Source organism: Nocardioides sp., assembly GCF_024509035.1.
Classification (GTDB): Bacteria; Actinomycetota; Actinomycetes; order Propionibacteriales; family Nocardioidaceae; genus Nocardioides.
The window spans coordinates 9,998-24,161 of the sequence record NZ_JANINT010000254.1; the positions used below are offsets into that span (position 1 = coordinate 9,998).

The window sequence follows — 14,164 nt, forward strand, 5'->3', positions numbered from 1 at the left end:
CGACCCGGAGGCCCGCGTCCGCATCTGGTGACGGGGCCTCACCGCCACCTGTAACGCCCGTTTACCCTTTCCTCCCTCTTGCTGCAACATCCTGGGCAGTTGGGGTAACACGGCGTTACAGCAGGTTGCGGCGCCGGGGGAGGGCGGCATGAGCACGATCGAGGCGCACCGGCAGTCGGCGTACCGCGTCCGGGTGGACTGGGGGCCCACCGGCGCGGCGGCGATCGCCGAAGGCGCGGACGTGGCGGTGGTGGTCGACGTGCTCTCGTTCACCACGACGCTGAGCGTCGCGGTCGAGCGCGGCATCGCGGTCCTCCCGTTCCGCTGGAAGGACGAGCGCGCGGCGGCGTACGCCGAGGAGCGGGATGCCGTCCTGGCACGCGGCCGATCCGAGCGCCACGGCGTCAGCCTGTCGCCGCTGTCGGTGCGGGCGGCGACCGGGGTCGAGCGGCTGGTGCTGCCCTCCCCGAACGGGTCGACGATCGCGTTCGATCTGGCGGCCCGCGGGGTCCGGGTCGTCGGAGCGTGCTTGCGCAACGCGACCGCGGTGGCCCGGTGGCTCCCAGCCGGAGCGACGGTCGCGGTCGTGGCCGCCGGGGAGCGGTGGCCCGACGACGCCCTCCGCCCGGCGGTCGAGGATCTCTGGGGTGCGGGCGCGGTCATCGCGGCGCTGGTCGACCGCGGCGCGACCGACCTCAGCCCCGAGGCCCGCCTGGCCGAGCAGGCGTTCCGGGCGGCCGGGCCACGGCTCGCCGAGGAGCTGCGCGGCTGTGCGAGCGGGCGTGAGCTGGTCGAGATGGGCTTCGCCGCAGACGTCGACGTCGCGGCCGAGCTGGACGCGAGCGTCGCCGTACCCGTGCTGGAGGGCGAGGCGTTCGTGGCGGTGGCAGACTCCCGGCCGTGACCGGACCACGAGACGCCGCGACCCGCAAGGCCGACACGCTCGCGATGTGGGCGAGGCCCGCCATCGACGTGTGGGTCGCGACCGCCTCGGCGGGCGGCGAGGCGCACCTGGTGCCACTGTCGTTGGCGTGGACCGAGGAGCGGCTGGTCGTGGCGGTGCAGGAGAGCTCCCGCACCGCCCGCGACGTCACCGCGTCGGGCCGCGCGCGGCTGGCCGTCGGGCCGACCCGCGACGTGACGATGGTCGACGCCGTGCTCGACCGCGTCGTGCCGGTCGCCGAGGCCGGCGAGCTGGGTGAGGCGTACGCCGCCCAGGCCGACTGGGACCCGCGCGGCAGCAGCGGCTACGTGTACCTCGTGCTGCGGCCCGAACGCGTCCAGGCGTGGCGCGAGGCCGACGAGATCGCCGGTCGCACGCTCATGCGCCACGGGGCGTGGCTGGTCTGAGGCTGCTCACTCGAAGCGCTGGACGGTCATCGTCCAGTCGTCGAGCCAGCCGGAGTCCGTGGACGCGTCACCGGTGGTGCTCGCGACCACGGCGAACGTGTGGGCGCCGCGGCGGATCTTGGTGCAGAACTGCGCGGAGTTGCTCTGGTAGCTCGCCTCGGACGTGAACGCGAACGGGCTGCCGTTGTCGGCGTACGGCGCTGCCGGCACGCCGTCCTTGTGCATCTCGAGGCCCATCCAGCCGCTGCCGGTGTAGTAGGACTCCGCGGTGAACGTGACGAGCACGGTGTCGGTGCCGCGGCGCGGTCCGTTGAGCGTCACCTGGGCACCCGGCACGGCGACGTCGGCGCCGGTCGTTCCCGGGAACGAGAACGGCTCCGCCGAGAGCCGGCTGGTCATCGCCGTGAGCGCCCCGCCGCTGCAGGTGACCGGAGCGGTCGCCCGGGCAGCGACGCGCTGGCCGGCGTGAGGGGTCGCGCGGTCGTCGCCGGCGGACCCGGTGGCCGTGCTGGGGGTGGTGGCGGCGCCGACGAGGCCGAGGGTGGCGATGCCGGCGACGGTGGCGAAGCTGAGGGTGCGCATCGTGCTCATGCGGTGCTCCTGGGGTGGGGCGGCCCGCCAGTTCGAGCCGCGTCGGGGTCCAGGAGCGACGCGTCTCAGCCCAGATACCTCCGCCGGGGGCTCAGCCCTCGCAGCGGCTGGAGTCCTCCACCGCCCGGCACGTGTCCACGTCGGCTCCGCCGTCGCCCACGTCCTTGCCGAGGCCGCCGCGCAGCAGGTCGCGGCCGGGGCCGCCGAAGAGGTGGTCCCTGCCGTCGCCACCGAGCAGGACGTCGTCCCCGCGATCGCCCGCGATCCACTGGCCGCCGCCCGTCGCCTGCAGGCGGTCGGCCCCGGGGCCGCCACGCAGGTAGCCGAGCCGGGCGACGGTCAGCACCACCACGTCGTCGCCGCTGCCCCCGCGCAGGTCGGGGAAGTCGCCGTCGCGCCCCCCGTAGCTGATCCGGTCGTCGCCGGGCCCGCCGTACGCGAGGAAGGCGCCGCACACCCGGTCGTCACCGCCCAGGGCGTGCACCTCGCCGCCACGGGAGACGATCACGTCGTCGCCGGGGGTGCCGCGCACGAAGCCCGAGGCGACGATCGTGGCCGGGCGACCCCAGCAGGTCGGCCCTCCCGTCTCGGCGGTGGCCGGCGCGGAGACGCCGGCGGCGGGAACGAGCGTTGCCAGGGCCGCGACAGCGACCAGTGTCCATCTCCCGAGCACGAGCACACCTTCCTGAGCGGGCGGCTGGTCCGGCCCTCTCCCAGGAGGACGCCGGACCCGGCCGATCGGTTGCATCCAGCGCGACGCCGGCACAGGTGCGCCCCGTCGTCGTCTCGGCCGGCGCTGGTAGACAGGGGCCGTGACCTCCTCGACCGCGACCGCCGTCCGCCAGCGTGCGGAGGCGCACCTGCGCGCCCTGGTCGGGCGCGAGGAAGCGTCGCTGCGCGAGGACCAGTGGTCGGCGATCGAGGCGCTCGCGGTCGACCGGCGCCGAGCGCTCGTCGTCCAGCGCACCGGTTGGGGCAAGTCGGCGGTCTACTTCGTCGCGACGCTGCTGCTGCGTGAGGAGGGGGCCGGGCCCACGGTGATCGTCTCGCCGCTGCTGGCGCTGATGCGCAACCAGATCGCGGCCGCCGAGCGGGCCGGCATCCGGGCGGTCACGATCAACTCCACCAACATCGAGGACTGGGAGCCCATCCACGCCGCGATCGCAGCGGGCGAGGTCGACGTGCTGCTGGTCAGCCCCGAGCGGCTCAACAACCCCGGCTTCCGCGACGAGGTGCTGCCCCGGTTGGCCGCGACCTGCGGACTGCTCGTGGTCGACGAGGCCCACTGCATCTCCGACTGGGGCCACGACTTCCGGCCCGACTACCGCCGCATCCGCACGCTGCTCGGCGACCTCCCCGACGGCATCCCGGTGCTGGCCACCACCGCCACCGCCAACGCGCGCGTGACCGCCGACGTCGCCGAGCAGCTCGGCGCCGGCCACGGCTCGATGGGCGAGGTGCTCGTGCTGCGCGGATCGCTCGACCGCGAGTCGCTGCGGCTGGGCGTGGTGCGACTCACGACCGCCGAGCAGCGGCTGGCGTGGCTCGCCGACCACCTGGCCGAGCAGCCCGGCTCCGGCATCGTCTACTGCCTCACCGTCGCCGCGACCCAGGAGATCGCCGACTACCTGCGCTCACGCGGCCACCGGGTCGCGGCCTACTCCGGGCAGACCGAGACCACCGAGCGGCACGCACTCGAGCAGGACCTCGTCGAGGGCCGGGTCAAGGCGCTGGTCGCGACCAGCGCGCTCGGCATGGGCTTCGACGCGAGCCTCGGGTTCGTCGTCAACATGGGTGCGCCACCGTCGCCCGTCGCCTACTACCAGCAGGTCGGCCGCGCCGGCCGTGGCACGAACGAGGCGACGGTCGTGCTGCTCCCGGCGCCCGAGGACCGCGACATCTGGGCCTACTTCGCCTCGCTGGCCTTCCCCCGCGAGGAGCAGGTGCGCCGCACGCTCGAGGTGCTCGCCGCCGAGGGTCGCCCGTTGAGCACCGGCGCCCTGGAGACCTACGTCGACCTCAACCGCACCCGCTTGGAGACCATGCTCAAGGTGCTCGACGTCGACGGCGCCGTACGCCGGGTCCGCGGCGGCTGGGAGTCCACCGGAGCGCCGTGGGTCTACGACGAGGAGCGCTACCGGCGCGTCACCGAGGCCCGCCAGCGCGAGCAGCAGGCGATGCTGGACTACATCACGACCGAGGCGTGCCGGATGCGCTACCTGCGCGACCAGCTCGACGACCCCCTGCAGGAGTCTGGGGAGGCGGTCGACTGCGGCCGCTGCGACAACTGCGGCGGGCTCACCTTGTCCTCCGAGGTCTCGACGGCCTCGCTCGACGAGGCGAGTGCGCTCCTGTCCCGGCCGGGCGTGGTCGTCGAGCCGCGCAAGATGTGGCCGACCGCGCTGGCCAACCTCGGCATCGACCTGCGGGGCAAGATCACCGACGGCGCTCTCGACGGCCGCGCGGTGGCCCGGCTGACCGACCTGGGCCACGGCCAGGCGCTGCGCGACCTGTTCGCCCCCGCCGCCCCCGACGGCGCGGTGCCGGTGCCGCTCGTGCGGGCGGTCGTCGAGGTGCTCAGCGACTGGCGGCCGCCGGTCGACGCGATCGTGGTGGTCGAGTCCGAGACCCACCCGACGCTGACCGCCGACCTGGCCGCGGGGCTCTCCCGCTACCTGCGCGTGCCGGTCGTCGGGCGCTGGGCGATCGTCAACCCCGACGTCGCGCCCGGTCAGGGCTCCGCCAACTCCGCGCAGCGGGTGGCGGCCGTCGGCCGACGCTTCAGCCTCCAGGCCGACGAGCCCCTCGACGGCCAGCGGGTGTTGCTCGTCGACGACCGCGCCGACACCGGCTGGACCCTGACGCTGGCCGCCCGCGCCCTGCGTCGTGCCGGCGCCGCCGAGGTGCGTCCGCTGGTGCTCGCCGCCACCACCTGATCGAGTCGGCGCGTCCGCAGATGCGAGGTCGTGCAGTTGCGCCGACTCGACGCCGGCCGTGACCTTCTGCCCTGGCGGCCGAGCGGCCGGGGCTCCTAGCGTCGAGGCGTGCCTGAGCCGCAGTCTCGGTGGCGTCTCCCGCTCGCCGGTGCGGCGTTCGCCGCAGCGGTGGTGGTGGCCTCCGCCGGGCTCGGGCTGGCGGTGCCGCACCTGCGCAAGGAGGGCGCCGGCGCGGTGGGGATCCTCGGCGTCCTGCTGCTCGCCGCCGGCGCGATGGCGGCGGTGCGTGCTGCCCGGCGGGTGCTGGGGAGCACCAGCCGCCGGTGGTGGGCGTTGAGCATCCCGGTGCTGCTGGTGACCGTCTACGTCGGTGCATGGACGGTGGGGCAGGGCGTCGCCGCCAGCCTGCCCGGCCGCCCCGAGCTCGGGTCGCGCACACCCGCGGACCTCGGGCTCGCCTACGACGACATCACCCTGCGGACCTCCGACGGGGTCGAGCTCGCCGGCTGGTGGGTCGCTCCGCGCAACGGCGCCGCCGTGGTCGTCATGCACGGCGCCGGCTCCACCCGCACCGCGGCGCTCGACCAGGCCGGAGTGCTGGCAGGCGCGGGCTTCGGCGTACTGCTCGTCGACGCCCGGGGGCACGGCGAGAGCGAGGGCCGGGGCATGGACCTGGGCTGGTGGGGCGAGCAGGACGCGGCTGCCGCGGTGGACTTCGTCGTCGCGCAGCCCGGCGTCGACGCCGACCGGGTCGGGCTGCTCGGCCTCTCCATGGGCGGTGAGGAGGCGATCGGCGCCGCCGGGGTCGACGGACGGGTCGGGGCCGTCGTCGCCGAGGGGGCGACCAACCGGGTGGCGTCGGACAAGGGCTACCTCGACGCGTACGGCGTGCGCGGTCACCTGCAGCAGGGCATCGACCGGCTCACCTACGCCGTGGCGGGTCTGCTGAGCCCGGCGCCGGAGCCGGAGCCACTGCGGTCCTCGGTGGTGACGGCCGCCGAGCGCGGAGCGCGGTTCCTGCTGGTGGCTGCGGGCGAGGTCGAGACCGAGCGGCTCGCTGCGGAGCGCCTGCAGCGCGCCGCCCCGGCATCGGTGGAGGTGTGGACGGTCCCCGGCTCCGGGCACGTCCAGGGCCTGCGGACCGCGCAGACCGAGTGGGAGCGGCGGGTCGTCGGCTTCCTCCAGGCCGTGCTGCTCGGCGACCGATGAGCGGACGCGTCCGCGGGTGCGGCAGGCTGGAGCCATGACTGCGCAGGACGGCACGCACGACGAGGACGCCCGGGTGGCCGAGCTGGGCGAGCGCCTGGCCACCTGGCTCGAGGAGCTCGGACTGGCCTCGAGCCTGGAGGCGGCCGGGCTGCCGACCTATCTGCGCGACGAGCGCGGTCGGGCGGCGTGGACCGACCCGGCCACGGGCCTGCCGATCGCGACCGTCCAGCTGGAGGACCTGGAGCGGCTGCTGCGCCGCGACGGGTCCGAACCGGAGCACGCGGTGCCGGTGGCCCTCCTCCAGCTCGCCCGCCAGGCCCGGCTGCGCGAGGAGCTCCTGGCGAGCCCGTGGTTCAGCTACGAGACCCTGGCCGAGCTGCGCGGCACCTCCGTCGACGCCACCCGGTTCGCCGTGCACAAGGCCGGTGGTGAGCACCGTCTCCTGGTCGTCGCCGCCGACGGGCGCACGGTGGTGCCGGGCTTCCAGCTGACCACCCACGGCGACCTGCGGCCGGAGCTGGCACCGGTCCTCGAGCCGTTGCTGGCCGCCCGGATGGACCCGTGGAAGGCGTGGGCCTGGCTGACCCAGCCGGCCGGCCTGCTGGGCGGCCAGGTGCCCGAGCAGGCGGTCGCCGACCCCGAGACCGCGGAGCTGGTGCGCCACGCCGCCGTACGCCTGGCCGAACGGGTCGCCGCCGACCGCTGAACGGCGGGGCGTGGACGGGCCCTAGAACACGTTCTAGTGTGCGGGCCATGACCGACGCACCCCGACCACCCCGACCGCTCCGCGTCGTGCAGTGGACCACCGGCAACATCGGACGCCGCTCGCTGCACGCGATCATCGCGCGACCCGACCTGGAGCTGGTCGGCGTCTACGCCCACGGCGCCGAGAAGGTCGGGCGCGACGCCGCCGACCTGTGCGGGTGGCCGGAGCCGACCGGCGTCCTGGCGACCGACGACGTCGACGCGTTGCTCGCGCTGGGTGCCGACGCCTGCTGCTACAACCCGCTGTGGCCGAGCATCGACGAGCTGTGCGCCCTGCTCGGCGCGGGCGTCAACGTGTGCACCAGCGCCGCCTGGATCACCGGCGGCAAGCAGACGGAGCAGGACCGGGCGCGGATCCTCGAGGCGTGCGAGCGCGGCGGGGCGACGATCTTCGGCAGCGGCGCGCACCCGGGGATGACCAACCTCGTGGGCATGGTGCTGAGCGGCTCCTGCGAGCGCGTCGACGAGATCCGGATCACCGAGTCCGTGGACTGCTCGACCTACGAGTCCGCGGAGACCCAGCGTGCGATGGGCTTCGCGCAGGCGCCCGACACCCCGGGGCTCGCCGAGTCGGTGCGCCGCGAGTCGGAGGTCTTCGCCGAGTCGGCGGCGATGATGGCCGATGCCCTCGGCGTCACCCTCGACCGGATGACCTTCGACGTCACGTTCACGCCGGCCACCGGCGACTCCGACCTGGGTTTCATGACGATCCCTGCCGGCACGGTGGGCGGCGTGATGGGCTACCACCGCGGCTGGGTCGGGGAGCGCAACGTGGTCAGCGTCGGGTTCAACTGGACGATGGGCCAGCACGTCGTACCGCCCAAGCCGCTCGCGCACGGGCACGTGGTGCAGGTGTTCGGGAGGCCGAACATGCGCACGGTCATCCACTGCCTGCCCCCCGAGGACTGGGACGAGCCGGGCTTCATGGGCCTCGGGATGATCTACACCGCGATGCCCGTGACCAATGCGGTGCCGTACGTCGTCGCCGCCCGGCCCGGGATCGTCACGCTCGCGGACCTGCCGCCGGTGACGGGGCGGGTTGCGGGGTTCGGCTGCTGACAGCCGAAACCCGCACGACACGCCGAGAGCTACCGGCGTGTCGTGCGGCTTTCGGCAGCCAGGTCCTCGTGGCTAGTGGCCGACGACCAGCGTCGGGTCGACGTGAGCGACCTTGCGTCGCGGCAGGAACGCGGCGGGGATCAGCACGCAGGCCACCAGGATCGTGGCCACGACGAACACGGTGGCGAACGCGTCGGCCATGCCGGGGATGAAGGTCGCCGGGTCGCCGGGGTCGAGGTCGATGGTGCCGTTGGTGAGCAGCACCGAGAACAGCGCCGTACCCATCGATGCGGCGACCTGCTGGACGATGTTCATCAGCGTGGAGCCGCGGGCGATCGTGTGCGCCTGCAGGGTCGCGAGCGCGGCCGACATGATCGGCATCATCGTGCCGCCCATGCCCAGGCCCATCACGAACAGCGCCGAGCACAGGTAGAGGTAGGAGGTGTCCGCCTCGATCCGGGTGAACATCGCCATGCCGACGGTGATCACCGAGATGCCGGTGAGCACGATCTTCCCGGGGCCGATGCGGTCGGCCAGCACGCCGGCGATCGGCATCGTCAGCATCGCGCCGACGCCCTGGGGTGCGAGCAGCAGACCGGCGTGCAGCGCGTCCTCGCCGCGCACCGACTGGAAGTAGAGCGGGAAGAGCAGGCTGGCGCCGAAGAAGGCGATCGCGAACAGCGACATCGCGAGCACCGCGACGGTCATCGTGCGGTGGCCGAAGAGCCGCAGGTCGACCAGCGGGTGGATGTTGTTGCGGTTGAGCGCCCACGGCACGAACGCGGCGATGAGCAGCAGGCCCACGACGGAGGGGCCGACGACCTGCATGGTCCAGATGGTGCCGTCCTCCTGGCGGGCCTCCGGGATCGAGGAGACGCCGTAGAGGAACGCCGCGAGGCCGGGGGAGAGCAGCAGCATGCCGACCCAGTCGAAGGTCTCCGACGGCTCGACGTGGTCGCGCGGCAGGACGACCGCGGCGTAGATCAGCGCGAGGATGCCGATCGGCAGGTTGATCAGGAAGATCCAGTGCCAGCTGGCGGAGTCGATCAGCGCACCGCCGAGGATGGGGCCGAAGATCGGGCCGAGCAGCATCGGGATGCCGAGCACGGCCATCACGCGACCGACCCGTTCCGGGCCGGCGGCCCGGGTCAGGATCGTCATGCCGAGCGGCATGAGCATGCCGCCGCCGATGCCCTGCAGGACCCGGAACGTGACGAGCATCTGGAGCGAGGTGGCCGCGGCGCACAGCACGGAGCCGGCGGTGAAGAGCAGCACGGCGAGCAGGTAGAGCCGCTTGGTGCCGAACCGGTCGGCGGCCCACCCCGTCAGCGGGATGACGCTGGCGAGCGCGAGCGTGTAGCCCGTCATCGTCCAGGCGACCTGGGCGGAGGTGGCGTCGAACTCGCTCTGGAACGTCTGCAGGGCCACCGAGACGACCGTGATGTCGAGGATCGACATGATCGCGCCGAGCACCACGACGCCGGCGACCATGAGCACCCGCGCGTCGAGGCCGTCCGGAGGAGCGTCGCTGCTGCCGGGTGTGGAGGTGGCTGGGGCCTGGGCGGCGGAGCTCTCGTCCTGGGTCTCGGTCACCGGGCGAGGCTACGTGGCGGTACCGACGGCCAGCACCCTACTTTCGGCTCTGCGGCCTATGGGGTGGGTCACCAGGGGAGTGCAAGTTCCAGGGGAGCTCAGGACAGCTGGGCCTCGACCGCAGCGACGAGCCGCGGGTCACCGGGCTCGACGCCGGGGCTGAAGCGGGCGACGATCGCGCCCGATCCGTCGACGAGGAACTTCTCGAAGTTCCAGGTCACGTCGCCGGCCTCGCCGTTCTCGTTGGGCGTCTCGGCCAGCGCGCGGTAGACCTCGTGGCGGCCCTCGCCGTTGACGTCGATCTTCTCGGTCATCGGGAAGGTGACGCCGTACGTCGCGGAGCAGAACTCCGCGATCTCCTCGGCCGACCCCGGCTCCTGCCCGCGGAACTGGTTGCAGGGCAGGCCGACGACCGTGAACCCGCGGTCGGCGAGCTTCTCGTGGAGCTCCTCGAGGCCGGCGTACTGCGGCGTGAGGCCGCACTTGCTGGCGACGTTGACGAGCAGGGCGGGCTTGCCGCCGGTGATCTCGCCGAGGGTCGTGGGGGTGCCGTCCAGGCGCGCGATGGGGGCGTCGAGGATGCTCATGGTTGCAGGCTACGTGGCGTCCGGAAGGCGACCTGTCGGTCGGTCCGGCTACCGTCGCCCGAGTGAGCTTCGTCCCGGTGACCGGTCCGGCGACGTTCCGTGCCGCCGAGCCGCCGCGGGAGGGCGTGGTCGAGTTCACCGACGAACGGCGGACCGTGAGCCTGCCGATCCGGGCCGCGCTGCCGGTGCTCACCAAGGCCCGCTCGCGCGAGGACCTGCACCCCAGCGTCGGGGTGCTCTCCGGCGCCGCGCTGCTCGCGCTGCGACTGGTCGCGGCTGGCAAGTTCGCCCCCGCCGGCACCCCGCCGGCCTGGCGGGTGGCCGGGCTCGACGACGAGGACGAGCACCGCATCGCGATGCTCGCCGGAGCGGGTGCCGGGGCCGACCCCGAGCAGGAGCAGGTGGTGCGTGACCTGCTGGACGCCGTGGCCGACGCGATGCCGCGCACCCAGCCGACGCGCGCTGCCGTCGTCGCCCCCCGCGAGCGGCGCCCGACGTTCGAGGAGCGCCTGCAGGCGCGGCTCGCGCGTCATCATCGGCCCGACCCGCGGGAGCTGCCCCAGCTCGTGACGATCTCCCTGCGGGTCGAGGCCGACGAGGAGGAGCTGGTGGCGGGCTCCGTCCGCCTGGTGCCGCAGGCGCACGACGAGCAGAACCCGCTCCACCTCTGCGACCTGGCGCTGCTGTGGACCGGGACGCCCGAGGAGCACGGCTTCGGCGAGCGCGCGCGCACCCACGCGACGATCGCGCTGCGTGCGGCCGCGGATGCCTGGCCGGTGCTCGATCGGTTGCTCGAGCTGCGGGTGCCCGACCAGCTCGTGCTCGACACCGACGAGCTGGTCAGCCTCCTCGACCAGGGCGTCGGCGCGCTGCGCGACCGCGGCGTCGACGTGCTGTGGCCGCGCAGCCTGGGCCGCGACCTGACCGCCACGACGGTGCTCGACCGCGCCCCGTCATCGGCCGCGTCGTCAGGACCGCGTGAGGAGCCGCTCAACGAGCCGGCGCTCGGTCGTGACGCGCTGTTCTCGTTCAACTGGCAGATCGCCATGCACGGCGATCCGCTCACCCCCGAGGAGATGGACCAGCTCGCCGGCTCCGCCACCCCGTTGCTGCGGCTGCGTGGCGCCTGGACCGTCGTCGACCCCGCGATCGCCCGCAAGGCGCGCAAGCGCCTGATCCGCACGGTCAAGCCGGCCGAGGCGGTCGCCGCCGCGCTCACGGGCACCGTCCAGGTCGCCGAGGCCGAGGAGCACGTCGTCGTCGGCGCCAGCCTGCGGAAGGTCCGCGAGCGGCTGCTCGGCGCCGCCACCCGCGAGGCCGTCGAGCCACCGGCCGCCCTGGAGGCGACGCTGCGCGACTACCAGCGCCACGGGCTGACCTGGCTCGCGGAGATGACCTCGCTCGGGCTCGGCGCCTGCCTGGCCGACGACATGGGCCTGGGCAAGACCGTCACGCTGATCGCGCTGCACCTCCACCGGCGGGAGCGGGACTGCGTCGGCCCCACGCTGGTGGTCTGTCCCGCGAGCCTGCTCGGCAACTGGGAGGACGAGATCCACCGGTTCGCGCCCGGGGTGCCGGTGGTCCGGTTCCACGGCAGTGCGCGGGACGTCTCCGCCGCCGGAGACGGGTTCGTCCTGACGACGTACGGCACGATGCGGCGAGACGCCGAGACGCTCGGATCCGTGGCCTGGGACCTGGTGGTCGCCGACGAGGCCCAGCACGTCAAGAACCCTCGCACCTCGACCGCGCGGGCGCTGCGCTCCCTCGAGAGCGCGGCCCGGGTGGCGCTGACCGGCACCCCGGTCGAGAACAACCTCACCGAGCTGTGGGCGATCCTCGACTGGACGACGCCCGGTCTGCTCGGCAGCCGCAACGCGTTCCGCAAGGCGTGGGCGGCGCCGATCGAGTCCGGCAACGAGCCCGCCAAGGCGCGCCAGTTCGCCGACCTGATCGGCCCGTTCCTGCTGCGCCGCCGCAAGTCCGATCCCGGGATCGCCCCCGAGCTGCCCGCCAAGACCGAGACCGACCACCGGCTCAGCCTGACCCGCGAGCAGGTCGTGCTCTACGAGTCGTTCGTGCGCGACACGATGGCGCGCATCGAGCGTGCGGACCCCGGCGACCCGGCCGCCCGCCGCGGCCTGGTGCTGATGCTGCTCACCGGGCTCAAGCAGATCTGCAACCACCCGGCACAGTTCCTCAAGCAGTCGGCGGTCCGGCTCTCGGGCCGCTCGGAGAAGGTCGACCTGCTCGACGAGCTGCTCGGCACCGTCCTCGCCGAGGACGGCGCGGTGCTGGTGTTCACCCAGTACGTCGCGATGGCGCGGCTGCTCGAGGGCCACCTCGCGCGCACCGGCGTACCCCACCAGCTGCTGCACGGCGGCACCCCCGTCCGCGAGCGGGAGGCCATGGTGCAGCGCTTCCAGGCCGGTGAGGCCCCGGTGTTCCTGCTCTCGCTCAAGGCCGGCGGCACGGGCCTCAACCTCACCCGTGCCGACCACGTCGTCCACGTCGACCGGTGGTGGAACCCCGCCGTCGAGGACCAGGCCACCGACCGTGCCTACCGGATCGGTCAGACCAAGCCCGTGCAGGTGCACCGGATGATCACGCGCGGCACGGTCGAGGAGCGCATCGCCGAGCTGCTCACCCGCAAGCGAGCGCTCGCCGACGCCGTGCTGGCGCGGGGCGAGGCTGCGCTGACCGAGCTCAGCAACGAGGAGCTGCGCGACTTCGTGACGCTGCGGGCCACCGACCTCGACCGGGACGACTGATGGCGGGGCCCGTGCTGCACGCCCGCCTCGCGCCCCGACGGTCCGCGGTGCGGGCCACCACCTGGTGGGGCAAGGCGTGGGTGCGGGCGGTCGAGGAGGCGGCGTACGCCGAGTCCGAGCTCGTCGCCGCGCGCGCTCTCGCGCGGCAGGGCCACGTCGGGCAGATCGCGACCGAGCCGGGACGGTTCGTCGCCTCGGTCGAGGACCGCCGCGGGCTCTGGACGGTCGAGGGCTCGGTGCCGGTGCTCGACCGGCGCGACCTCGACCTGCTCGTCGAGGCGGTCGCGGCCGAGTCGGGACGGATCGCCGCACTGCTGGCGGGCGAGCTGCCCTACGGCCTGGTCGAGCACGCCGACGAGGCCGGCGTCGAGCTGCTGCCCTACGGCGGCGAGCTCGGCTCGTCGTGCACCTGCGACCACTGGGCCGACCCGTGCGTGCACGCCCTCGCCGTGCTCCAGCAGCTCACCTGGCTGGTCGAGGCCGATCCGTTCGTGCTGCTGCAGCTGCGCGGGCTGCCCCGCGACGACCTGCTGGGCCGGCTGCACGAACGCGCCGGCTCCGACCGGGTGGAGGGCCTGGGGCTCGACCTGGAGCCCGACCTCGAGGCCGCCGTCGAGGCCGCGCTCTACGCGGCCCGGCTGCTCCAGGACGGGGACGGCTCAGCCGAGGCCGAGTGAGCCCAGGGCCATCCGGCTCAGCAGGCCGCGCATCCGCTCGTCGGGGAGCCGGCCGCTGTGGGGCGTGGAGTTGATCAGTCCGAACGCCGCGTGCGCCATCGAGCGGGTGGTCGGCACGTCGAGCCCGGCGTCGAGGCGGCGCAGCTGTGCGGCCCACAGGTCGACGTACTCGCGCTGGAGGCGGCGCACCGTATCGCGGGCCTCCGCGGGCAGCGCCTCCCAGTCGCGGTCCTGGACGACGATGAGTGCGCGGTGGCGCAGCGCGAAGTCGACGTGCCAGTCGACCAGCGCCTCGAGCGCCGAGCGGGGACCCTCTGCGGCCGCGACGCGCTCGGTGCCGACCCGCAGCAGCTCCTCGCTGATCGCGACCAGCATCTCGGCCAGCATCGCCTGCTTGGACGGGAAGTGCTTGTAGAGCGCCGGTCCCGAGATCCCGCACGCCGCCCCGAGGTCGGCGACGGAGACCCCATGGAACCCGTGCGTCGCGAACAGCTCGGCCGCGGTGGCCAGGATCTGCTCGCGACGGCTCATGGGCTCAGGTTAGTGCGCGTTAACCCGTGCCCATCGACCGATCCACGTTGACCCGCCCGAAAGTTTCGGGCGGGTCGACGTCAGGCCAGCGAGAGGAA

13 protein-coding genes are annotated in these 14,164 nt (G+C 73.9%); 8 read left to right on the forward strand and 5 right to left on the reverse strand.

Annotated elements, in window-relative coordinates; translation table 11 throughout:
* Nucleotides 1-148: 148 nt before the first annotated feature.
* Both Q0L15_RS17500 and Q0L15_RS17505 read left to right on the forward strand, forming a co-directional pair.
* A complete protein-coding gene (locus Q0L15_RS17500) occupies nucleotides 149-904 on the forward strand; it encodes a 2-phosphosulfolactate phosphatase (protein WP_296605734.1) in 756 nt (251 codons plus the stop codon).
* Nucleotides 901-1,350, forward strand: a complete 450-nt coding sequence (locus Q0L15_RS17505) for a pyridoxamine 5'-phosphate oxidase family protein (protein ID WP_296605735.1) — start codon at nucleotides 901-903, stop codon at nucleotides 1,348-1,350. The genes Q0L15_RS17500 and Q0L15_RS17505 overlap by 4 nt, the downstream gene beginning before the upstream one ends.
* A gap of 6 nt (nucleotides 1,351-1,356) precedes the next feature.
* Here Q0L15_RS17505 and Q0L15_RS17510 read toward each other — a convergent pair whose 3' ends face one another.
* Both Q0L15_RS17510 and Q0L15_RS17515 read right to left on the reverse strand, forming a co-directional pair.
* A complete protein-coding gene (locus tag Q0L15_RS17510) occupies nucleotides 1,357-1,941 on the reverse strand; it encodes a hypothetical protein (RefSeq protein WP_296605736.1) in 585 nt (194 codons plus the stop codon).
* A 91-nt stretch (nucleotides 1,942-2,032) separates the two neighbouring features.
* On the reverse strand, nucleotides 2,033-2,614 hold the full coding sequence (locus Q0L15_RS17515; RefSeq protein ID WP_296605737.1) for a hypothetical protein: 582 nt from the start codon (nucleotides 2,612-2,614) through the stop codon (nucleotides 2,033-2,035).
* A gap of 139 nt (nucleotides 2,615-2,753) precedes the next feature.
* On the opposite strand from Q0L15_RS17515, the gene Q0L15_RS17520 reads away from it, so the two are divergent.
* The 4 genes from Q0L15_RS17520 to Q0L15_RS17535 all read left to right on the forward strand — a co-directional run bounded on the left by Q0L15_RS17520 (nucleotide 2,754) and on the right by Q0L15_RS17535 (nucleotide 7,910).
* Nucleotides 2,754-4,877 (forward strand): DEAD/DEAH box helicase, encoded by a 2,124-nt coding sequence (locus Q0L15_RS17520; RefSeq protein WP_296605738.1) that lies wholly within the window; start codon nucleotides 2,754-2,756, stop codon nucleotides 4,875-4,877.
* A gap of 108 nt (nucleotides 4,878-4,985) precedes the next feature.
* Nucleotides 4,986-6,086 (forward strand): alpha/beta fold hydrolase, encoded by a 1,101-nt coding sequence (locus tag Q0L15_RS17525; RefSeq protein WP_296605739.1) that lies wholly within the window; start codon nucleotides 4,986-4,988, stop codon nucleotides 6,084-6,086.
* Nucleotides 6,087-6,120: 34 nt separating this feature from the next.
* Nucleotides 6,121-6,792, forward strand: coding sequence for a hypothetical protein (locus Q0L15_RS17530; RefSeq protein WP_296605740.1), 672 nt, complete (start codon nucleotides 6,121-6,123; stop codon nucleotides 6,790-6,792).
* Between the two features lie 47 nt (nucleotides 6,793-6,839).
* Complete coding sequence (locus tag Q0L15_RS17535) at nucleotides 6,840-7,910, forward strand: hypothetical protein (protein ID WP_296605741.1); 1,071 nt, start codon at nucleotides 6,840-6,842, stop codon at nucleotides 7,908-7,910.
* Between the two features lie 72 nt (nucleotides 7,911-7,982).
* Here Q0L15_RS17535 and Q0L15_RS17540 read toward each other — a convergent pair whose 3' ends face one another.
* Both Q0L15_RS17540 and Q0L15_RS17545 read right to left on the reverse strand, forming a co-directional pair.
* Nucleotides 7,983-9,503 carry a DHA2 family efflux MFS transporter permease subunit gene (locus Q0L15_RS17540; protein WP_296605742.1) on the reverse strand — a complete coding sequence of 507 codons (1,521 nt, stop codon included), beginning with the start codon at nucleotides 9,501-9,503 and terminating at the stop codon, nucleotides 7,983-7,985.
* Nucleotides 9,504-9,601: 98 nt separating this feature from the next.
* Nucleotides 9,602-10,090, reverse strand: coding sequence for a glutathione peroxidase (locus tag Q0L15_RS17545; RefSeq protein ID WP_296605743.1), 489 nt, complete (start codon nucleotides 10,088-10,090; stop codon nucleotides 9,602-9,604).
* 62 nt (nucleotides 10,091-10,152) lie between these two features.
* On the opposite strand from Q0L15_RS17545, the gene Q0L15_RS17550 reads away from it, so the two are divergent.
* Together Q0L15_RS17550 and Q0L15_RS17555 are read left to right on the forward strand one after the other, a co-directional pair.
* The gene (locus tag Q0L15_RS17550; RefSeq protein WP_296605744.1) at nucleotides 10,153-12,858 is read left to right on the forward strand and encodes a DEAD/DEAH box helicase; all 2,706 of its coding nucleotides are present in this window, start codon (nucleotides 10,153-10,155) and stop codon (nucleotides 12,856-12,858) included.
* Nucleotides 12,859-12,869: 11 nt separating this feature from the next.
* Complete coding sequence (locus tag Q0L15_RS17555; RefSeq protein WP_296605745.1) at nucleotides 12,870-13,535, forward strand: SWIM zinc finger family protein; 666 nt, start codon at nucleotides 12,870-12,872, stop codon at nucleotides 13,533-13,535.
* On the opposite strand, the gene Q0L15_RS17560 is transcribed toward Q0L15_RS17555, so the two are convergent.
* Nucleotides 13,518-14,066, reverse strand: coding sequence for a TetR/AcrR family transcriptional regulator (locus tag Q0L15_RS17560; protein ID WP_296605746.1), 549 nt, complete (start codon nucleotides 14,064-14,066; stop codon nucleotides 13,518-13,520). The two genes, Q0L15_RS17555 and Q0L15_RS17560, sit on opposite strands and share 18 nt — an antisense overlap.
* Nucleotides 14,067-14,164 lie beyond the last annotated feature (98 nt).